The organism is Rhizobium yanglingense (assembly GCF_977109285.1).
The window spans coordinates 1,112,326-1,132,398 of record NZ_CDSAWY010000005.1 but is presented as its reverse complement, the minus strand read 5'-3'; the positions used below and the strand labels follow the sequence as shown (position 1 = coordinate 1,132,398).

Here is a 20,073-nt window from a genome sequence, read left to right as displayed (position 1 = left end):
ACGATTGCGTTAATTCCGAAGACCCACATCCCGTAAGGGGCTGTCAGGGAAATGCCTTCTCGGGGTTCCGACAGCTTGCTTCAAGGAGTAAATGACATGGCAAAAGTAATTGGTATCGACCTCGGAACGACAAATTCCTGCGTCGCTGTCATGGACGGCAAGGACGCGAAGGTCATTGAGAACGCGGAAGGCGCGCGCACGACTCCTTCCATGGTAGCATTTACCGACGACGGCGAACGCCTTGTCGGCCAGCCGGCAAAACGCCAGGCCGTCACCAATCCGACGAATACGCTCTTTGCCGTCAAGCGCCTGATCGGCCGCCGCTACGAAGATCCGACCGTCGAGAAGGACAAGGGTCTTGTCCCTTTCAGTATGTACGAAGGGCGACAATGGCGATGCTTGGGTCGAAGCCAATGGCAAGGGCTATTCGCCCGCGCAGGTCTCCGCGATGATCCTTCAGAAGATGAAGGAAACGGCTGAATCCTACCTCGGTGAAAAGGTCGAGAAGGCCGTCATCACGGTTCCGGCATACTTTAACGACGCGCAGCGCCAGGCAACCAAGGATGCTGGCAAGATCGCGGGTCTTGAGGTTCTGCGTATCATCAACGAGCCGACCGCAGCGGCCCTCGCTTACGGGCTTGACAAAAAGGAAGGCAAGACGATTGCCGTCTACGACCTTGGCGGCGGTACCTTCGATATTTCGATCCTCGAAATCGGTGACGGCGTCTTCGAAGTGAAATCCACCAACGGCGACACCTTCCTCGGCGGTGAAGACTTCGACATGCGTCTCGTCGAATACCTCGTTGCAGAGTTCAAGAAGGACAACGGCATCGACCTCAAGAACGACAAGCTCGCACTGCAGCGCCTGAAGGAAGCTGCCGAAAAGGCCAAGATCGAGCTCTCGTCCTCGCAGCAGACCGAAATCAACCTGCCCTTCATCACGGCTGACGCTTCCGGCCCGAAGCACCTCACGCTGAAGCTGACGCGCGCCAAGCTTGAAAGCCTGGTCGACGACCTCGTGCAGCGCACGATCGCGCCGTGCAAGGCAGCCCTCAAGGATGCCGGCGTCACCCCGGCTGAGATCGATGAAGTCGTTCTCGTCGGCGGTATGAGCCGCATGCCGAAGGTTCAGGAAGTCGTCAAGCAGCTGTTCGGCAAGGAGCCGCACAAGGGCGTCAATCCTGATGAAGTCGTTGCACTCGGCGCTGCCATCCAGGCCGGCGTTCTGCAGGGCGACGTCAAGGACGTCCTGCTGCTCGACGTGACCCCGCTGTCTCTGGGCATCGAAACCCTCGGTGGCGTCTTTACCCGTCTGATCGAGCGCAACACGACGATCCCGACCAAGAAGTAGCCAGACCTTCTCGACCGCCGAAGACAACCAGCAGGCCGTCACCATCCGTGTTTCGCAGGGCGAGCGCGAAATGGCTGCCGACAACAAGCTGCTCGGCCAGTTCGACCTCGTCGGCCTGCCGCCGGCGCCGCGCGGCGTTCCGCAGATCGAAGTTACCTTCGATATCGACGCGAACGGCATCGTGCAGGTTTCGGCCAAGGACAAGGGTACCGGCAAGGAACAGCAGATCCGCATCCAGGCTTCGGGCGGCCTTTCGGACGCCGACATCGAAAAGATGGTCAAGGATGCCGAATCGCCATGCCGCGGAAGACAAGAAGCGCCGCGAAACCGTGGAGGCCAAGAACCAGGCCGAAAGCCTGGTTCACTCGACGGAAAAATCGCTGAAGGATTACGGTGACAAGGTTTCCGAGGCCGACCGCACCGCGATCTCCGATGCGATTGCGGCTCTGAAGTCTGCAGCCGAGGCGACCGACCCGGATGCCGAGGATATCAAGGCGAAGACGCAGACCCTCATGGAAGTGTCCATGAAGCTCGGTCAGGCGATCTACGAAGCCCAGCAGGCGGAAGCCGGAACGGCAGATGCTTCGGCAGGTGATGACAATGTCGTTGATGCCGACTACGAAGAAGTCAAGGACGACGACCGCAAGAAGTCCGCATAATCCGGCGTGAAGCGGTTATGCTACAACACTGCAATCCGGCTGCCCGAGGGCAGCCGGAAATCCATTTCCGGGGTTTAACATAATGGCAAAAGCGGACTTTTACGAAACTCTGGGCGTCGCCAAAACGGCGGATGAAAAAGAGCTGAAAAGCGCCTTCCGCAAACTGGCAATGAAATATCATCCGGACAAGAACCCGGACGATAAGAGCGCCGAACATCAAATTCAAGGAAATCAACGAAGCCTATGAAACGCTGAAGGACCCGCAGAAGCGTGCGGCCTACGACCGTTATGGTCACGCAGCCTTCGAGCATGGCGGCATGGGTGCTGGCGGCTTCGGCGGCGGTGCGGGCTTCGCCGGTGGCGGCGGCTTCTCCGACATCTTCGAAGACATATTCGGCGAGATGATGGGTGGTGGCCGGGGACGGCAGCGCTCGATCCGGCGGACGCGAGCGTGGTGCCGACCTTCGCTACAATATGGAAATTTCGCTGGAAGAGGCCTTCTCCGGCAAGACGGCGCAGATTCGTGTTCCAACCTCGATCACTTGCGATATGTGCTCGGGTTCCGGCGCCAAGCCAGGCACGCAACCGAAAACCTGCGGCACCTGTCAGGGCTCCGGCCGCGTTCGCGCTGCGCAGGGCTTTTTCTCGATCGAACGAACCTGCCCGACCTGTCATGGCCGCGGCCAGACCATTCCCGATCCATGCCCCAAGTGCCATGGCCAGGGCCGCGTAACGGAAGAGCGTTCGCTCTCGGTCAATATTCCGGCTGGTATCGAAGATGGCACGCGCATCCGCTTGCAGGGCGAAGGCGAGGCCGGCACGCGCGGCGGACCGGCGGGCGATCTCTATATTTTCCTGTCGGTGAAGCCGCACGAATTCTATCAGCGCGATGGAGCCGACCTTTATTGCGCCGTTCCGATCTCGATGACGACGGCAGCGCTCGGCGGCACTTTCGATGTGGCGACGCTCGACGGCACGAAGTCGCGCGTCACCGTTCCGGAAGGCACGCAGGCCGGCAAGCAGTTCCGCCTCAAGGGCAAGGGCATGCCGGTGCTGCGTTCCAGCCAGACGGGCGATCTCTACATCCAGATCCAGATCGAGACGCCACAAAAGCTCTCGAAGCGGCAGCGCGAACTGCTCCAGGAGTTCGAGCAGCTTTCCTCGAAGGAGAACAATCCGGAATCGACAGGCTTTTTTGCGCGCATGAAGGAATTCTTCGAAGGATAAGAACTGGCGCGGCAAACACAGCACAGGTTGAAAGCCGGGGTTTCCATCCCGGCTTTTTTCATGCCCTCCAAGGCGTCGCCCAGACATGTTCGCTCACGTTAGCCGAGGAAACGCTCCTCCCGATGCCAGTTCAGGGCATCCGTGCTGGGTGCAGTCTCGGTTGGGTAGGCAGACGCAGCGGCTGACCCTGAGGTCGTAATAGTGCCTCCCGTTCTGGAAGAACTCCTTCAGGCGCCCGCTTACGACAAAGCGGAAATCAGGATCGGCGGGTGCGTACCCGCGATCGAAATCTTGTGGATGTCAGCACGAAGCAGAAGCTCATTGCTGACCTCGTGCTCACCGCCGGCTCCATGGTCCCTGATGTGCGCGCATCACGCGGGACGTCGGTCACGACTGCGGCGGCAAAACAGGCTTTGCAAAAGGCAGGCATATGACAGCGCATGCCGTGATGATTGCGACCATCATCCACGCTTCGTTGAGCGCTTGGACGGTTGCCGCGGTCTGAACAAGGGGGTTCAATATTGCTGTCGTGTCCGCATCAAAAGCGCCGATGTGGCCGGCAACGATCTGGGCCGGTGCGCCGATGAACTCCGCAGCCTCCAAATCCCCTGCCTGCAAGCGATCCCAGAGCTTTTGTCCAAGCGGCTCCGAGCGGGTATATAGGATGGTATCGATGAGCGCGATCCCAATTGCGCCGCCAAGGTTTCGCATCAAATTGAACAGACCACTTGCATCTGGAACACGCTCGGGCGGCAGCGTGCCGAGCGCCAGACGGGTCGGCGGCAGAAGGCAAAACATGATGGAGACGCCTCTTATGATCTGTGGCCAAAACATTGCGTCATAGTCGGAGCGAGGGTTTTGCGAAGCACTCATCCCGATGCCGATTGCAAAGAGCGCGAAGCCGACCGCGGACAGCAGGCGAGGGTCCATTCGCTTCTCGAGCGCAACAGCAATTGGCGCTGTACATAATTGCGCGATGCCGGTTACGAGCATTGTCATACCGATTTCGAATGCGTTATGACCTCTGACAAAGGCCAGAAACACAGGCATCAGATCAGACAGAACCGAATAGACCGAAGCCGAGGATGAAGCTTAGCGTCGAGCCCACCATAAAGTTTCGATCTTGGAAGTTATGAAGCTCTACCAACGGCCGGGCTCGGTGGAGCGATCGCCATATGAATGCCGATGCTGATAGGGCTGAGACGGCGAACAGGCCGCTGTCATAGGCTGACATCCAGCCGCTCGTGGGCGCTTCCTTCAATCCAAGCTCCAGCGTAATCAGAGCGACGGCCATCGTGGCCAATCCCACCCCGTCAAGCCCGCGAAGTTCCCAGACGTCGACGCGCTCTTGAGGGAGCGATCGCATTGCAACAAGAGCGGCAAGAATTCCAGGAATGATATTGATCAAAAAAAGCCAATGCCAGGAGTAGGTCTCTGTCAGCCAGCCACCGACAATCGGCCCGACAGTCGGAGCGAGGACGGCAAGAACGCCAGCAATGGTCGTGGCAAGGGCTTGGCGCTCGTTTGGAAACAGAATGAACACCGCCGAGAAGACAGAGGGTATCAGCGTTCCGCCTGAAAAGCCCTGCAGAACCCGCCAGGCGACGAGTTCGCTGAAGCCGCTGCTGATCGCACACCCCGCCGAGGCAATCACGAAAAGGACCAGCGACGTCACGAACAGCCATCGCATGGTGAGAAGACGCGTGAGGAACCCGGTTAACGGGATGGCGACTACCTCGGCAATCAGATAGACGGTCTGAATCCAGCTCATCTGCTCGGGATCGATGTCGAGAGCAGACTGTATCGTTGGCAACGACGTCGCCACAACTTGCACATCCAAGATCGCCATAAACATGCCGATGCACATGGCGAAGAAACCGATCCAAATGACGGTCTGGCGGCGATCGGTAAGATGCGAACTCAAGCCGGTTCGGCATGGGACAATCCTGCAAGTGCGGCATTCTCGGCCTTGACGCAATTGGTCACAATGACTGCATTGGCGATGGAAAACAGACGTGCATCAAGTGGCAAAACCGAGTGGGAGTGCCGCGATCTCGCCCATCACGACAACATAGTTCGGATAGCGCAAGAAGCGATACGGGCCGTTGGAAACAATCGTCCCGCCCAGCGCAACAATGATGCTCGGAAAACAAAACGGTCTGATGATAGCGCTATCTCAGTTCAGGCGGGTCCAAATCTGGGTCTTGCACAATACGTTCGTCGCGCAGCCCCGGAGTTTGAGGCTGTTTTCCCGATACGGTGAGCCTGCCGCTATAGGTTGTCTTGGTCCGCGGATCTGTGAGCCGGCCGGTATACGTATCCGCCCTGCCTGAAAAGAAACCGATCTGCTGTCCCGCATATCGCCCGCTCTTCGCCACAATGCAGTAGTTCGCTCCGCAATGGTCGATCACCGACGTCTCGCCGTTTTCCGTCTTCCAGGTTCCCACCACTGTATCGGCACCACTCGCGACGCTGGCTATCAATATGAAGATTGTGACAAAAACAGACCTGATCGTCATTTGGAAACTCCCATTGCGATCTCTGCTGATATGTAACGGCAATAGCGTCATCGAGTTCCTCGGACTTCTGATAGGCTATAGTGCAAAATGTCAGTGCTCTCATGTCGCGACTGAGCGTGATCTTTGATCGGATGCCAAGCTGGCCGTGATCGGAGCTTAGGAGGCAGTGTTGGAATCGGGTCATGCTTTCAGAGGCCGGCGGCGCGCCTAGTGGCATCGTTATGGCCGTTCGCAGGCTCAGCGCTGCTCTTCAACCGATCACGATAGCGCCATTAGCTGACCGCCAGGACGAGTCCGGTGTCGTGCTGGCGCACGAAATCCACCCGTGTCCCGTTCCAGTGGTAGCTGTAGTGCCGCCCCTGGATCGGTATCGTGATTGCGTCTGGCCAGAACATGCCGATGCATTGCCGGCCTGGCATGCGGACGCTACCCCACACGAGACCATCGCTTCCGGCGGCCCGGAGGCCGCGTCCCTCGGCCTGGGAGGCAGTGTAGTCGTCCGGGTGCAGCACGTCAGGCACCGCGTTGACGTCATCGAGGTCCCGATCGACGCTGCCGATCAGGACCCGGAAGTCCGCCGTCCAGCCGGAGTCTTCGTTCGTGGCGCGCATGAATTTTTCGTGGTGATGAATGGTCTCCGCGACCGCTCCAACAGGTGCTCGGCGGCGAAGCCGATCATCTCGCGCAGGTAATCGCAATCCGGGCCTTTCTCGACGAGCGTGCGCAGGTTCATCATGTCGTCAGTCATCGATGGTTCTTTCGAATCAGGTTGTTGCCGACAGCCCAATCCTACCGGGGAACATCGATGGACACCGGCTACGCCGCTCGCTCGCTACGGCGCTGCCCGGGCGCGCTCGCGAGCGGCTTCGCTAGCGCCCAGCCACACCACTTGTCGGGACGCGACCCCGGCTGGCCATCATCTGAGCTGTTCTTGCAGTATCAAAGCCAATGCTGGCAATTCACTAATCGTCGTTCGTCACGGACGACTAAGGTTCTATGGGGCAACACGCGCGCCGCTTTGGAGCCCAATTTTCGAGCGGCCGATAGACGGGAAACCGCCACCCGGCACATGGCGGCATGTCTCAAAACCACACAAATCCAGAACCGCTCCGTAGAGCCGGCCATTTCTGTTCCAATTTGAAACAGAGAAAACCAGCGATACGTCCTGCGTTAACGCAGGCTGCGGATGCCGCTTGCAACTTGCTGAAATGCCATCACTACTACCCGCATAATTTTGGGGAACAAACCAATTGAAGGTCACTTGCATGACGGCAGCAGCCTCCTTGTCCTTTCAGCCGGATGACGTCGACGTCCTTGCCGGCGCGCTTTATACTTGGTGTGCCGAGCGCAACATCAAGCTCCGCAGCCAGCAGGGCCTTTCGATCGCCAGCATCGCGATCGACCTTTATCATGCCGGGCATCACACGCAGGACGACTTGCTTGTCGCGCTGCACGAGCGCGAACTTCATTCAAGATCCCGAAACAAAAAGAAACCCGCCTGCGGCGGGCATAAGGTACCGGGATACTCTTTTGTCATGGCGCCGCAATCGGAGCGTCAGGCAGCCTTTTCCGCGCTCATCAGCGTCAGAATGGTCTTGACCGCTTCTTTGCCCGCGGGCGAGTGAAGCCTGTCATAATTGACAGCCAGTTCATAAGCCTCGGGGCTTAAAGCAACTTTTGACGGGAATTGCGACGTTTCTGCGCCTTCAAAGAGAGCGGAGATCTCAACGCCAAGAAAGACCGCGATCTGGTGCAACTTGCTGGCGGAGACCCGGTTGGTGCCTTTTTCGTATTTCTGAATTTGCTGGAACGTCAAACCAAGAGCTTCCCCAAGCTCCAGTTGCGAGACACGGCGGCGGGCGCGGAGCTGTCTGACATTGCGACCGACGAGGATATCTACGGGATCCGGCACCTAGCATTCCCTCATGTATTAACGAATTCCTAACGACACTATGCCGGTTCTTGAGCAGAACTCAACCCGATAGTTGCAAAATTCAACCGACTTTTTTTGGGCTTTACGCTACGTCAGGGAAACCAAGCGTCAGCGCGTAGATCGGCGCATGAGCAGGATTGCGCAGACCAACCAATTCGCCGATCCGCGTATGGCTTAGAGCCGCGGTTGGGCAAGCCGTCATGCCATGCGCCGTGGCCGAAAGCATGATGTTTTGCCCAATGTGCCCGGCCTCGATCAAAACCACGCGGTAGGCGTTGGCATCGCTATATTTCCACATGCTGCGGTCCATATGGGCAACGAGTACGATCATGCAGGGCATGGTATCCGCCCATTCCTGACCGCCCACGAGATCGCCGAAAGAGGGCAAAGCGTCCGATATCTTTGCCAGCGAATGCTCGAAGGCCGAATAGTCATAAATTCCTGGCGCCAGCCCGTCGACCGCCTTCGCAAAAACATAAGCTTCATAAGGGTTGCGTGCGCCGCCGGACGGTGTCATCGACAGCGGCAGCGTCACCACCGAATTTCGTGCAGTGCCTGTGATTCCAAGGCCTGCGAAAAGCGCGTCGGAGAGCGCGTGCAATGACACGGCTTTCGTAAGACCCTTGCGTTCAAGTCCGCCGCCTCGCCATCAGCTCCAACAAAGAATTTCCGGAGGGTTCGGCGGATAGCGAAATGACATCACCTTGCCCCGAATTGAGGCTGTAGAGCTCGATCTCGCCATCGCTTGCGAGCGCAGCGCGCTGCAGATCTTCGGCCTCATTTAGGGACATGTAATCGGGGTCCTGAACGCAAAAATGCATCAGGGCGGCGGGCATACCCCACTTCCAATGCTGACGGAAAGCGTCCTCCCGCATCTCAAGTTCGGATCCTTCGACGACGAGTGCGGACATCTCTACAAGCGCCACAAGCGTTTCATCGAGTTCGTCCTCACTATGGCCGGGCGCTTGATCGCGGATCGCGGCGCGATCACTCCACTCGGCAATAGCGCGCAAAAAATCCAGAAGGTCCGGACTGCACTCGAAGACAGCCTTGGTGAGGAAATTACAGGCTACGAACTCGGCACCATCATTATGGAAGACGAGCGTGCGGGAGGAACGATAGCGCATCGCAGAAAAATGCCCGCCGCGACTCGATTCGCCCGGCAGGCATCTCATCGCTTAATCGATGCGGAACATCATGCCGCGGCTGACAAAAGTCGGCTTAGCCTTGGCTGCGGTAACCTTAAGGTTCGGCTTGCTCTTCTTCTGCATGCTCCATCTCCTCGGTTCGAAAGCAATCGGTGTTGATCGCAGCCCGAACAATGAGGCGCCAACCGAAAATATTCGATTAATTCGCAAATATTAGTTTGATACATCACAGTGGCATATTGCTTCAGTTTAAGTCAAAAACCGGAAATTTCTGAATTAAAATCGTTATTTTTGTGTTTATACAGAAATATCTAGCCGAAAAACGTGAATTATGCCAATCATAATGCGCGAATGAACTCGACAAGACGCCGGAGAAAGCACGATGGCCCATAAAAAGACTGCACAAGCCGAACAAACGCTGAATTTGCATGATGGGGTCGGTGACTATACGATCGACATGCTGAATACGCTGATCGCGCAAAGCCGCACCGCCCGGCAGCCGATGCTGACCTACCTCTTGTCAATGGCGCTGATCGAGGCGCACCGCGTCAACGTCGATCACGCGCCCACGACCCATGAAGCCGGGCTGTCGCTCAACTAACCGAGATCGCGTGTGACTGAAGAGATGAAATCGGCACGCTGCTGGGTAATCATGTCCCGTACGATCCGCGGAACGGCCTCATCGGCCGTTCGGTAGACTTTCGCGAGGCGCAGCGCCGTTCTGAGGTTTATCTTCGTGCTCAGCGGCACCATCACAACGGCACTGAAGGACGGTCCAGCGGGCGTAAAAATCATGGCGTGCCCTCCAAGCAGCTTCTCGGAGAATGGCAGCCACCGAAGGCGCATCAGCGTCGGCTCTTGTGTACCAATCTGATTGGCTGCGACGAAGGAAAGGCAATTGAGCCGCTCGACGACGATGCCTTTGTGATCGCCGGTGAAGCGGGACCAATATTCGCCCTTCTTGATCGCTCGATTGGTAAGACGCCGGAAAGTCGTGGCGCTTCCCTGCTTGGCAATAACAACAACGGCACAAAGCAGGCTCTCCCGCGTACCAGGGATCGTCATGTAGGCATGATAAATGCCGGGTGCGATACCGGCGGAAGGATCGGCAAAGAGGAGCGGTTCCAGTGCATCCCTCGCCGCAGACAAGATGCGTTGCGCCGATGGACGGCCGTGGTCCAAATCGACCGCAACCGGCCGCTGGTACATCTCTTCCTCGGTCACACCGAGATATTCACAGATCCTCTACAGACGCCCGGCCCGGTGCGCGCCGTGCCTGAAGATAGGATTCAATCTGCGAGCGGCCGATTTGCATGCCGCGCGCGGCAGCGCTGATGCTGCCTGCCTTGGCAAGGCAGAGGCGCCGCAGATTTTTCGGCGAAATTCTCAAGTGCAGACATGTCCGCGAGGGCTTCCAGGAGATAAGTCGGCCCCAAACTAGCGGCTCGAAAGACGGAACACAAACGGGCGGCAAGACAAATCCGGGGATGATCCGATTGAGCCTGATCTGCGCGGCGGCGATGCACAGTGCCGGCAGGCCATGTGGTCTGCCGGTATTTTTTCGTTATAATTCAACGATGAACGAAGCGATGCGCCGCACAGCTGGCGTGACCCGCAACAGCACCGGAAAAAGCGACGACCCAAGACAGCACCTATGCGGCTGGCCAAAGCAAGCGGGCCACGCCCTGCATGGCGACGATGCTGATGGTGGAGACGCGGCCTGTCATCAGCATCGACAAGATAAACGGCACGGCAATCGTGTTATTGCGTTTGGAAAGTCTGCCATCAGGGCATTGAAATTCTCCGTAAGATACCGGCCGAACCAATGCGAATGCCCAGGTGGCGGATTGCGCGTTGATTGACGTAAACGCTTGCGGAGCTTTGCTTGAAGCAACAGTGTTCCTTTGCCGAAAGCCCATCCCAATACAAGCTTCCGATCGTGCCATGCGTCCGTCATTCCCATCACAATCGAATCGGATAAGATGCCGCTGGTTTTGACCTGGGGGTATCATTGTTTCTGTTCTCGAAGTTAGTCTGGGTCTTCGGCCAGCCGCTAACGCTGGTGTTCTTCCTAATTCTCTTCGCATTCCTTGCCGTCGTTCTCCGCTTCAGGCGCCTCGCCGTATTTTTCTCGGCGCTCGGCACACTGCTGCTCTTCGTCATCCTTTTCACCACAACAGGCAATTACCTCCTCCAGGATCTGGAATTGCGCTTTCCAAAGCCGGGCCGTGATCCGGATAACTTGCAATGCATGATCGTTCTCGGCGGCGCGTTTGAAAATGAAGTGAATACGACCAGCCACGGAATCGAGTTCAATGCAGGCGCGGACCGTTTTATCGAAGCGCTGCGGCTGGCGCAGCGATATCCGCAATCGCGCATTCTGATTTCCGGCGGGGATGGCTCGATTTCTGGAAAATATGAAGGCGATGCGGCCGCCTCGGCGCGCTTCTTTCCGCTGTTCGGGATTGCGCGTGAACGGCTTGTCGAAGACAGAACATCCCGCACGACCTTCGAAAATGCGATTAATACCAAGGAACTGCTTGCAAGCCAGGGACTTTCGAACTGCCTGATGATCACATCCGGCTATCACATGCCGCGTTCGGTCGGCATTTTCCGCAAGCAGGGCATCGATGTCGTGCCGTGGCCGACGGATTACCGGACGGATGGTCATGTAGCGCTGGGCATCGATTTCACGCAGCCGAGCCTCAATGCCCAGAACTTGGCGACCGCCGTGCGCGAATGGTTCGGTCTCGTCGGCTATTACTTTGCTGGTCGAACGTCCGAGCTCTATCCAGCCTGATGCATTATTTCTTTGAAATGGTGACAAACTTCGTGCCGCGAACACGCGCCGTTACGATGCAGGGACCGCCGTCGGTGCGATCGCAGAAGCGCGGATGCATCTTCATGGCCAGCACCATATTGCCGAAGCGCTTGATGAAATCGTAGCCGTAGATCTGCGCCGTCGCGATCATGAAATAGCCGCCCTCGGCCACCTGCAGGTAGAAATTATAGGTGCAGCCATCGTCGTTGCACTGCGGCCCCTTCTTTCCGTCGCAGGTCAATTCGCCCTCATTGACCACGGCGTCGATAAGGCCGTCATTGTTGATGTCCTGGCGCGTGATGTAAGCGTCCGAAAATTCGGCCTTCGTACATTGCTCGGTGAAATGCTTCTTCTCGTAGATTTCCGGATCCGAGATCAGCGATTGCTGCGCAGAGGCCGACTGAGCCACAAGGAGGGCTATGAAGTTCAGGACGATGAGAAGCGCTTTCACGGCTTTCCTCTTTTGTCGGATGGACACTGACAGACGCCCATTCTGGACGATCCGCCTTGCGCCGCCCTTGCCGCCGTGATTCAGTTCAGTATCGTGTGCCGGCTCTGGGGGCCAATCAATGTCTCTGCTCGTCTATCTCGATTATGCTGGCATCGCACTCTTTGCCGCGACGGGTGCGCTCGCCGCCTCGCGCAAGCAGCTCGACCTCATCGGCTTCCTTTTCTTCGCGATGGTAACAGGCACCGGCGGCGGCACGGTGCGCGATATCGTGCTTGGCCGCGTGCCGGTATTCTGGGTGCTGAACCCAGCCTATATCGTCATCTGCTGTCTGGCAGGCATCGTGGTTTTCTTCACCGCCCATCTCGTGGAGTCGCGTTACCGGCTGCTGATCTGGCTCGATGCGGTGGGGCTCGCCGCCTATTGCGTCATGGGTGCGGCCAAGGGACTTGCCGCGACAGGCTCGCCGACGATCGCGATCGTGACGGGGACACTGACGGCAACCTTCGGGGGCGTGTTGCGCGATCTGATGGCCAACGAGCCTTCCGTGCTCCTGAGACCCGAAATCTACATCACTGCGGCACTCTTCGGCGCGGGCATCTTTACGGGTGCAACTGAACTCGGCCTGCCGCTTTATGGCGCATCCGCCCTTGGCGTTGTCGCAGCCTTCGCCGTACGCGGCGGCGCATTATGGTTCGGATGGACGTTCCCGACCTACAGGCACAAGCCCGGTCGCCACCCTGACGATGTCATGTGAAATTCAGCGCTTCGGGCGCAAGCGGATTACAACGTCGACATGGGCGATTTCCATGCCCGGCGGCGGCTCCGGTAGATTGCCGATCGTCAAGTTGCTGACCGGAATATCCAGCACTTCATTATCGCCTTCGACAAAGAAGTGATGATGATCGGAAACGTTGGTGTCAAAATAGGTCTTGGCGCTCTCGACGGCGAGAACACGGATCATGCCAGCTTCAGTAAACTGGTGCAGCGTGTTGTAGACGGTCGCCAGAGAAACCGGGACGCCGGCGGTCACTGCTTCCTCGTGCAGTTCCTCGACGGTCAGATGCCGGTCGCCTTTCGCAAAAAGCAGATCGCCGAGCGCAACGCGTTGACGCGTCGGTCGCAGGCCTGCGCTGCGCAGTCTGGCTTCGATTGCGATCGGGGCTGCAGCCGCCATAAGGAAAGAACTCCGGTTATTCTAGCGTCAATCAATCAGGTTTCCTAAGCCATATATCTTTTGCGCGGGAGCCTTTCAATAGTTCCAATGGGGACAATGGCCTCCGAAACGCCGGAAAATCGGGCTTTTGACGCAATTGGGTCTGGCCGGGGCCTTGGCCTTCCTGTATGCGACCACCAAATAAGGCGACAAGTCAGTTCAAGGGCGGGGTAGAACTAGCCATGCTTATGCTTCATTTTCCTTGGAACTTGGACTAAACACTCACTCCATTGGCACGTGCGGGGGAAACAGAATTTTGATGACAACGAAACAATCCAGCTTCACCTATGAGGAAATCCTGACCTGCGGCCGTGGCGAAATGTTCGGCCCGGGCAATGCGCAATTGCCGCTGCCGCCGATGCTGATGTTCAATCGCATTACGCAGATTTCCGAAGACGGGCGGAGCAGCATGGCAAGGGTTATCATTCGCGCCGAATTCGACATCAAGCCGGACCTCTGGTTCTTCCCCTGTCGACTTCATGGGCGATCCCGTGATGCCCGGCTGCCTCGGCCTCGACGCCATGTGGCAGCTTGACCGGCTTCTATCCTCGGCTGGCTGGGCGAACCCGGCAAGGGCCGTGCACTCTCTACCGGCGAGGTGAAGTTCACCGGCATGGTGCACGCCCAAGACGCAAGCTTGTCGAGTACGGCATCGACTTCAAGCGCGTCATGCGCGGCCGATCTGGTCCTCGGCATCGCCGACGGCTGGATGAAGGCCGACGGCGAGGCCATCTACAAGGCAACCGACCTGCGCGTCGGCCTGTTCCAGGAAAAGCGCCGCCTGAGGTTCTATCGGGCGACGCTGGCCCGGTATTCCAAGATAGAAAAACGAAAAGGTCGAAACGCATGCGGCGGGTGGTTGTCACGGGTCATGGGCGTCGTGTCCTCGATCGGCAATAGATGCCGCAAGAGGTGCACGAGCCTCGCTGCGCGACGGCGAAGTCGGGCATTGTCCTTGCTCCAACGAATATGCCGAAGCATGGCTTTCACAGTGCCAGGTCCGTGGGCCGCCCCGAGCGCTCGATCCGACCGACGCTGGTCGATCGCCGCGCCATGCGCTTCCATGTCGGCAAGGCGGCGCCTGGAACCATGTCGCCATGGAGCAGGCCATTGCCGATGCCGGGCTCGACGCGGATCCTGATTAGCGGCAACGAACGCACCGGCATCATCATGGGCTCCGGCGGCTCCGTCCACCCGCACGCATCATCGAAGCTGGCCGAGATCGACCATCGAGACCGGTTCCAGCCCGAAGCGCATCGGCCCGTTTGCCGGTGCCGAAGGCCATGTCGTCCGACCGCGTCGGCGACGCTTGCCACCTGGTTCAAGATCCACGGCGTCGAACTACTCGATCTCCTCGGCCTGCGCCGACGTCTGAACGCATTGCGTCGGCAATGCCGCATGAGATGATCCAGTGCGGCAAGCAGGACGTGATGTTCGCCGGCGGCTCGCGAGGACCTCGACTGGACCCTGTCCGTGCCTGTTTCGACGCCATGGGCGCGATGTCCTCCAAGTACAACGACACGCCGTCGAAGCGGCCTCGCGCGCCTACGACGACAACCGCGACGGCTTCGTCATCGCCGGCGGCGCCGGCGTTCTCGTTCTTGAAGAGCTGGAGCATGCCAAGGCCCGCGGCGCCAAGATCTACGCCGAGACTCGTCGGCTACGGCGCGACCTCCGACGGTTGCTGACATGGTCGCGCCAAGTCCGGCGAAGGCGCCGCACGCTGCATGCGCCGATGGCGATCGCTCGACGGTCAAGGGTCCGATATCGACTACATCAATCCGCACGCCACCTCGACCCGCCGGTGGGCGATCTCAAGGAAATCGGCGCCATCCGCGAGGTTTTTGGCTCGGGCAACGAGTGCCTCGCCGATCTCGGTCGACCAAGTCGCTGACGGGCCATTCGCAGGGTGCCACCGGCGTGCATGAATCGATCTATTCGCTCCTGATGATGCAACAATGATTTCATCGCCGAAAGTGCAAATATCGAGGAGCTCGACCCGGCATTCGGTGGATATGCCTATTGTCACGCAAGCGCATCGACAATGCGAAGACCGACATACGGCCCTGACCAACTCCTTCGGCTTCGGCGGCACCAACGCATCGCTCGTCTTCCAGCGCTACAACGGATAAGAGCATGGCCGCGAATCGATGCAGGGCAAGCGCGGGCTCATCATGGGCGTCGCCGAACAGCCATTCGATTGCCTGGGGTATATGCCAAGGGCGCTTGCCGCCCAACGGCGCCGAGCTTGCCTTTACCTATCAGGGCGAGGCGCATTCGGCAAGCGCGTCGACACCGCTCGCAGCGGACAGCTCGGCTCGGAATTGCGTGCGTGCCCTGCGACGTCGAAGACATCGCGACTCAGTCGACGCCGTTGTCTGGAGCGCTGGAGAAGGAATGGGGCACCACTCGACTTCGTGGTCCACGCCATCGGCTTCTCCGACAAGAACGCAGCTCAAGGGCCGCTACGCCGACGTGACGACGCGCGACAACTTCAGCCAGGACCATGGTCATCTCCTGCCTATTCCTTCACCGGAGATCGCACAGCGCGCCTGCGCACCGCTGATGGCCGGAGGGCGGCTCGATCCTGACCGCTGACCTATGGCGGCTCGACCCGCGGTCATGCCCGAACTACAACGTCATGGGGGTAGCCAAAGGCCGCTCTCGAGGCCATCGGTGCGCTACCTCGCCGCCGACTACGGTCCGCGCAGGCATCCGCGTCAACGCCATCTCCGCGGGCCCCATCGCGCACGCTGGCCGGCGCCGGCATCGGCGGATGCCCGTGCAATCCTCTCCTGCCAGACCAGCGCAATGCGCCCTTGCGCCGGACCGTCGGCATCGAGCACGTCGGCCGGTCAGCCCTCTACCTGCTCTCCGACCTGTCCAGCAGGCGTCACCGGCGAAATCCACTATGTGGACGCCGGCGTACAACATCGCCTCGATGCCGACGCTGGCAGACGCTGCAGCAAGGCGGACGTACGAGCAAGCGAGGCAGATTAGTGCCGGCGACGCCTCTGCTCCGGCCGGACAGGATCACCGGCTTTCTATCCGACGAAACGGCCGCAGCGCGTATCTGCTCTGTTACTGGATGAAAGTTCGGAAAGCCGGTACAAGTTTCCACTGGGAGTGGTGAAATGGTTGTGCCGAGTCGACATTTTGAGCCCGTGTGGAAAGTCGCTGCGGTGAGGCTGATGGCGTGGTTTTGTAAGAACCGGAGCGCAGCGTACTTTGAAGTACGTGAGCACCGGAAGCTTAGAAAGCCGCACCAAATGACCACCGCAGTAGAATTTACAACGGGCTCTTACCTCTTCGCTTCGATGATCTTGTACCCGGCATCGTCTTCCAATGGCTGCACCGATTTGAAGAGTGCCTTGAGGCCGGCTTCATAGGGCATTTGCCGATTGGCGACGAGCAAAAGCTTGCCGCCCGGCTTCAGGCGTTCGGCCGCGGCCGCGATGAACCCCTGTCCCATCGTCGGATCAGCACTGCGCCCGGCATGAAATGGCGGGTTCATGACGATGGTGTCGTAATATCCTCTGAAATTGTTTCGACTATCGACATCATGCCAGTGGAAGGAAACCGTTATCTCCGGGCTTCCGGCGACGTTCAGCCTGGCCGCCTCCAGCGCTTCGAAATCCGCCTCATAGAGGGCCAGTGACTTCAGTTTGTCCGGGTAGTTCATAACCTCGCTGGCGAGATAGCCCCAGCCTGCACCGAAGTCCGCCATGTGGCCGCTGATCCGTCCTTCGAAATGCTTGACCAGCATGGCCGAGCCCTTGTCGATGGCGGTGTGCGAGAACATGCCGGGCCCGGTCGTAAACCGGTTCTCCAGTCGCGTCGGCTCCGCCATAAGCGATTGAAATTCATCGCTGATTCAGTTGTTCCGGGCAATTGAACCAGAAGGCGACGGCGTGGTGTTTCGATAGCCTGTCGGTGACAGGCGTCAGCCCTTCAACGGTCTTGCGGAAGCTATCAACGCCAAGTTTCTTGTCTCCAGAAACCACGATGCTTCCACCTGGATTGACGTGGCTGAGGGCTTGCGCCAGCCAGGCTTCATCTGCGGCCGCGATGCTTGCCGATCAGGATCAACGCTCCGTCGAAACGTTCATGACCCTGCAACCGTGGGATGGCGAGTAAAGCCAGCCTTCTGCAATGCCAGGTAGTCGGGCCGGAACGGCTGGAGACAGGTCAAGACGCTACGCCAATCATCGGCGATTTCGCGATCTGACTCAGCACCAAGGAACAGCCATTTCTCGCCTGTACCTGGAATTGGCAGTATCTCCTGGACAAAGGGCAGGAAAAGCGTCTTGAGCGCGCCGTTGGCTCATGATGATGTCCGTCTTTTGAACCGTGTAATCAAGAAAAAGCGCGCCCGAGAACGGAATCCGGGCGCGCTTCGATCGTGAAATATTCAGAAGCTTATTCTGCGTCTTCTTCGCAGACTTCTTTTCCTGAACGATTTCCTTGCCGGTTTCCTGATCGACGACTTTCATCGACAGGCGAACCTTGCCGCGTTCATCAAAGCCCATGAGCTTGACCCAGACCTTCTGGCCTTCCTTGACCACGTCGTGAGGTCTTGGCAACGCGCTCGGAAGCGAGCTGCGAGATATGGACGAGACCATCGCGCGGGCCGAAGAAATTGACGAATGCGCCGAAGTCAGCGGTCTTGACGACCGTGCCTTCATAGATCTCGCCAACTTCCGGCTCGGCAACAATCGAGTGGATCCACTTGCGGGCCGCTTCGATTTCCTTGGCCGAGGACGATGCAATCTTCACCGTGCCATCGTCCTCGATGTTGATCTTCGCGCCCGTCTTTTCGACGATTTCGCGAATGACCTTGCCGCCAGAACCGATAACGTCACGGATCTTGTCGGTCGGAATGTTCATGACTTCGATGCGTGGCGCAAATTCGCCGAGTTCCGAACGGCCTTCGGTGATGGCCTTCGCCATTTCGCCGAGGATGTGCAGACGGCCATCCTTGGCCTGAGCCAGGGCGACCTTCATGATCTCTTCGGTGATGCCGTCGATCTTGATGTCCATCTGCAGCGCGGTGATGCCGCCGTCAGTACCAGCCACCTTGAAGTCCATGTCGCCGAGATGATCTTCGTCGCCGAGGATGTCGGAGAGAACCGCGAACTTCTCGCCTTCGAGGATCAGGCCCATGGCGATACCGGCGACCGGACGGAGCAACGGAACACCGGCATCCATCAGCGCCAGCGACGTGCCGCAAACGGTGGCCATCGAGGACGAACCATTGGATTCGGTGATCTCGGAGACGGTACGGAGCGTGTAGGGGAACTGTTCCTTGGCAGGCAGAACCGGGTGGATAGCGCGCCAGGCGAGTTTGCCATGACCGATTTCGCGACGGCCAGGAGAACCCATGCGACCTGTTTCACCGACCGAATAGGGCGGGAAGTTGTAGTGAAGCATGAAGGTTTCTTTGTACATGCCGGTCAGCGAGTCGACATACTGTTCGTCTTCGCCGGTACCGAGCGTGGCAACCACGATCGCCTGTGTTTCACCGCGGGTGAAGAGGGCCGAACCATGGGTACGCGGCAGGAGACCGACTTCCGAAACGATGGGGCGAACGGTCTTCAAGATCACGGCCATCGATACGGCTGCCGGTGTCGAGAATGTTCCAGCGAACGATCTTCGCCTGAACCGACTTGAAGTACAGTCGCCGATTTCTTCGGCAGAAAACTCAGGCTCTTCAATACCTTCCGGGAAGAAATGCGCCTTGACCTTGGCCTTGGCAGCATCGACAGATGCGTAACGCTGCTGCTTGTCGGTGATCTTGTAAGCGTCGCGCAGATCAGCTTCGGCAACCTTCAGAACGGCCGCTTCAACGGCCGAAAGATCATCGGTAACGAAATCGCGTGGTTCCTTGGCAGCAACCTCGGCGAGCTTGATGATCGCGTCGAGGACCGGCTGGAAGCCCTTATGGCCGAACATGACGGCCCCGAGCATGACATCTTCGGCCAATTCCTTGGCTTCCGATTTAACCATGAGAACGGCATCGCCGGTACCGGCGACAACGAGATCGAGGCTCGATTCAACCATTTCATCGATGGTCGGGTTCAGCTTGTACTCACCGCCAATGTAACCGACACGAGCGCCGCCGATCGGGCCCATGAAAGGAACGCCGGAGAGCGTCAGGGCCGCCGATGCGCCAATCATCGAGACGATGTCAGGGTTGTTTTCGAGATCATGCTGGATGACTGTGATGACGACCTGCGTGTCGTTCTTGTAGCCGTCAGCGAAGAGCGGGCGGATCGGGCGGTCGATCAGGCGCGAAACCAATGTTTCGTTTTCGCTCGGGCGGCCTTCGCGTTTGAAATAGCCACCAGGAATCTTGCCGGCGGCATAGGTCTTTTCCTGATAGTTGACTGTCAGCGGGAAAAAGTCCTGGCCCGGCTTCGGTTCCTTGGCGGAAACCACAGTAGCGAGCACAACGGTCTCGCCGTAAGTGGCGAGAACGGCACCGTCAGCCTGACGAGCGATCTTGCCGGTTTCGAGAATGAGCGGACGTCCGCCCCATTCGATTTCAACTTTGTGTTGATTAAACATGTCTTGTCCTTCGATGCGGGAGCGCGCGCCGTCGCGGAAAGCACAGCGCCGCGTCGACCGCAATTGGTGTGACGTATCATGGGCAAGACAACGGGAGGCTTTTCATCCCCAGCTTCCTGAGAAACCGGACCAAGCCCTCCTTGAAAGACTTTGGCCCAAAGCATCCGAATCCTGCATGACAGGT

At 58.5% G+C, this 20,073-nt stretch carries 14 protein-coding genes and 9 pseudogenes; 11 read left to right on the top strand and 12 right to left on the bottom strand.

From position 1 onward, the window contains the following. Positions 1-96 precede the first annotated feature (96 nt). Positions 97-2,010, top strand: a pseudogene (gene dnaK / locus ACW4PC_RS15170) (molecular chaperone DnaK). A gap of 82 nt (positions 2,011-2,092) precedes the next feature. Then, a pseudogene (dnaJ, locus tag ACW4PC_RS15165) lies at positions 2,093-3,237 on the top strand (molecular chaperone DnaJ). A gap of 387 nt (positions 3,238-3,624) precedes the next feature. Here the strand turns inward: dnaJ and ACW4PC_RS15160 are convergent. Further along, positions 3,625-5,161: pseudogene (locus ACW4PC_RS15160) on the bottom strand (DHA2 family efflux MFS transporter permease subunit). On the opposite strand from ACW4PC_RS15160, the gene ACW4PC_RS15155 reads away from it, so the two are divergent. Further along, positions 5,066-5,500, top strand: a complete 435-nt coding sequence (locus tag ACW4PC_RS15155; protein WP_455875085.1) for a hypothetical protein — start codon at positions 5,066-5,068, stop codon at positions 5,498-5,500. The pseudogene ACW4PC_RS15160 and the gene ACW4PC_RS15155 overlap by 96 nt on opposite strands. Here ACW4PC_RS15155 and ACW4PC_RS15150 read toward each other — a convergent pair. Then, complete coding sequence (locus ACW4PC_RS15150; RefSeq protein WP_455874313.1) at positions 5,409-5,807, bottom strand: DUF2147 domain-containing protein; 399 nt, start codon at positions 5,805-5,807, stop codon at positions 5,409-5,411. The genes ACW4PC_RS15155 and ACW4PC_RS15150 overlap by 92 nt on opposite strands. A 221-nt stretch (positions 5,808-6,028) precedes the next feature. Further along, positions 6,029-6,403, bottom strand: a pseudogene (locus tag ACW4PC_RS15145) (RES family NAD+ phosphorylase); the annotation flags it as partial. A 618-nt stretch (positions 6,404-7,021) separates the two neighbouring features. On the opposite strand from ACW4PC_RS15145, the pseudogene ACW4PC_RS15140 reads away from it, so the two are divergent. Then, a pseudogene (locus tag ACW4PC_RS15140) lies at positions 7,022-7,225 on the top strand (hypothetical protein); the annotation flags it as partial. Positions 7,226-7,311: 86 nt separating this feature from the next. Here ACW4PC_RS15140 and ACW4PC_RS15135 read toward each other — a convergent pair. From ACW4PC_RS15135 to ACW4PC_RS15125, 3 genes are all read right to left on the bottom strand, one after another. Continuing rightward, positions 7,312-7,668 carry a helix-turn-helix domain-containing protein gene (locus ACW4PC_RS15135; RefSeq protein WP_022713250.1) on the bottom strand — a complete coding sequence of 119 codons (357 nt, stop codon included), beginning with the start codon at positions 7,666-7,668 and terminating at the stop codon, positions 7,312-7,314. A gap of 103 nt (positions 7,669-7,771) precedes the next feature. Further along, entirely contained in the window at positions 7,772-8,227 is a 456-nt protein-coding gene (locus ACW4PC_RS15130) for a SagB/ThcOx family dehydrogenase (protein ID WP_455874312.1), read from the bottom strand. A 91-nt stretch (positions 8,228-8,318) separates the two neighbouring features. Further along, the gene (locus ACW4PC_RS15125) at positions 8,319-8,816 is read right to left on the bottom strand and encodes a hypothetical protein (RefSeq protein ID WP_455874311.1); all 498 of its coding nucleotides are present in this window, start codon (positions 8,814-8,816) and stop codon (positions 8,319-8,321) included. 403 nt (positions 8,817-9,219) lie between these two features. On the opposite strand from ACW4PC_RS15125, the gene ACW4PC_RS15120 reads away from it, so the two are divergent. Then, on the top strand, positions 9,220-9,438 hold the full coding sequence (locus tag ACW4PC_RS15120) for a hypothetical protein (protein ID WP_455874310.1): 219 nt from the start codon (positions 9,220-9,222) through the stop codon (positions 9,436-9,438). Here ACW4PC_RS15120 and ACW4PC_RS15115 read toward each other — a convergent pair. Further along, a complete protein-coding gene (locus ACW4PC_RS15115) occupies positions 9,435-10,046 on the bottom strand; it encodes a hypothetical protein (protein ID WP_455874309.1) in 612 nt (203 codons plus the stop codon). The two genes, ACW4PC_RS15120 and ACW4PC_RS15115, sit on opposite strands and share 4 nt — an antisense overlap. Before the next feature lie 104 nt (positions 10,047-10,150). Between ACW4PC_RS15115 and ACW4PC_RS15110 the strand changes: the two genes are divergently transcribed. Both ACW4PC_RS15110 and ACW4PC_RS15105 read left to right on the top strand, forming a co-directional pair. Further along, positions 10,151-10,699, top strand: coding sequence for a hypothetical protein (locus ACW4PC_RS15110; RefSeq protein WP_455874308.1), 549 nt, complete (start codon positions 10,151-10,153; stop codon positions 10,697-10,699). Between the two features lie 149 nt (positions 10,700-10,848). After that, positions 10,849-11,637 carry a YdcF family protein gene (locus tag ACW4PC_RS15105; RefSeq protein WP_455874307.1) on the top strand — a complete coding sequence of 263 codons (789 nt, stop codon included), beginning with the start codon at positions 10,849-10,851 and terminating at the stop codon, positions 11,635-11,637. 4 nt (positions 11,638-11,641) lie between these two features. Here ACW4PC_RS15105 and ACW4PC_RS15100 read toward each other — a convergent pair whose 3' ends face one another. Beyond that, the gene (locus tag ACW4PC_RS15100; RefSeq protein WP_194728614.1) at positions 11,642-12,109 is read right to left on the bottom strand and encodes a hypothetical protein; all 468 of its coding nucleotides are present in this window, start codon (positions 12,107-12,109) and stop codon (positions 11,642-11,644) included. Positions 12,110-12,227: 118 nt separating this feature from the next. On the opposite strand from ACW4PC_RS15100, the gene ACW4PC_RS15095 reads away from it, so the two are divergent. Next, positions 12,228-12,863, top strand: a complete 636-nt coding sequence (locus ACW4PC_RS15095; protein WP_455874306.1) for a trimeric intracellular cation channel family protein — start codon at positions 12,228-12,230, stop codon at positions 12,861-12,863. 3 nt (positions 12,864-12,866) lie between these two features. On the opposite strand, the gene irrA is transcribed toward ACW4PC_RS15095, so the two are convergent. Next, positions 12,867-13,283 (bottom strand): iron response transcriptional regulator IrrA, encoded by a 417-nt coding sequence (gene irrA / locus ACW4PC_RS15090; protein ID WP_039843514.1) that lies wholly within the window; start codon positions 13,281-13,283, stop codon positions 12,867-12,869. Between the two features lie 298 nt (positions 13,284-13,581). On the opposite strand from irrA, the pseudogene fabA reads away from it, so the two are divergent. The 3 pseudogenes from fabA to ACW4PC_RS15075 all read left to right on the top strand — a co-directional run. After that, positions 13,582-14,097: pseudogene (gene fabA / locus ACW4PC_RS15085) on the top strand (3-hydroxyacyl-[acyl-carrier-protein] dehydratase FabA); the annotation flags it as partial. A gap of 71 nt (positions 14,098-14,168) precedes the next feature. Further along, positions 14,169-15,454 (top strand): annotated as a pseudogene (gene fabB / locus ACW4PC_RS15080) (beta-ketoacyl-ACP synthase I). An 18-nt stretch (positions 15,455-15,472) separates the two neighbouring features. Next, positions 15,473-16,275 (top strand): annotated as a pseudogene (locus tag ACW4PC_RS15075) (SDR family oxidoreductase); the annotation flags it as partial. Between the two features lie 348 nt (positions 16,276-16,623). On the opposite strand, the pseudogene ACW4PC_RS15070 reads toward ACW4PC_RS15075, so the two are convergent. The 3 genes and pseudogenes from ACW4PC_RS15070 to pnp all read right to left on the bottom strand — a co-directional run bounded on the left by ACW4PC_RS15070 (position 16,624) and on the right by pnp (position 19,889). After that, a pseudogene (locus ACW4PC_RS15070) lies at positions 16,624-17,619 on the bottom strand (methyltransferase). Then, complete coding sequence (locus tag ACW4PC_RS15065) at positions 17,552-17,887, bottom strand: hypothetical protein (RefSeq protein ID WP_455874305.1); 336 nt, start codon at positions 17,885-17,887, stop codon at positions 17,552-17,554. Before ACW4PC_RS15065 ends, ACW4PC_RS15070 begins: the two are co-directional and overlap by 68 nt. Further along, positions 17,841-19,889 carry a polyribonucleotide nucleotidyltransferase gene (gene pnp / locus ACW4PC_RS15060; protein ID WP_455874304.1) on the bottom strand — a complete coding sequence of 683 codons (2,049 nt, stop codon included), beginning with the start codon at positions 19,887-19,889 and terminating at the stop codon, positions 17,841-17,843. The genes ACW4PC_RS15065 and pnp overlap by 47 nt, the downstream gene beginning before the upstream one ends. Positions 19,890-20,073: the final 184 nt, after the last annotated feature.

What these genes read in the sequence shown, in the direction of transcription:
- irrA (WP_039843514.1), bottom strand. Translation starts at nt 13,283, where the DNA reads ATGGCGGCTGCAGCCCCGATCGCAATCGAAGCCAGACTGCGCAGCGCA.
- ACW4PC_RS15115 (WP_455874309.1), bottom strand. Translation starts at nt 10,046, where the DNA reads ATGTACCAGCGGCCGGTTGCGGTCGATTTGGACCACGGCCGTCCATCG.
- ACW4PC_RS15120 (WP_455874310.1), top strand. Translation starts at nt 9,220, where the DNA reads ATGGCCCATAAAAAGACTGCACAAGCCGAACAAACGCTGAATTTGCAT.
- ACW4PC_RS15125 (WP_455874311.1), bottom strand. Translation starts at nt 8,816, where the DNA reads ATGCGCTATCGTTCCTCCCGCACGCTCGTCTTCCATAATGATGGTGCC.
- ACW4PC_RS15150 (WP_455874313.1), bottom strand. Translation starts at nt 5,807, where the DNA reads ATGACGCTATTGCCGTTACATATCAGCAGAGATCGCAATGGGAGTTTC.
- ACW4PC_RS15110 (WP_455874308.1), top strand. Translation starts at nt 10,151, where the DNA reads ATGCCGCGCGCGGCAGCGCTGATGCTGCCTGCCTTGGCAAGGCAGAGG.
- ACW4PC_RS15095 (WP_455874306.1), top strand. Translation starts at nt 12,228, where the DNA reads ATGTCTCTGCTCGTCTATCTCGATTATGCTGGCATCGCACTCTTTGCC.
- pnp (WP_455874304.1), bottom strand. Translation starts at nt 19,889, where the DNA reads ATGTTTAATCAACACAAAGTTGAAATCGAATGGGGCGGACGTCCGCTC.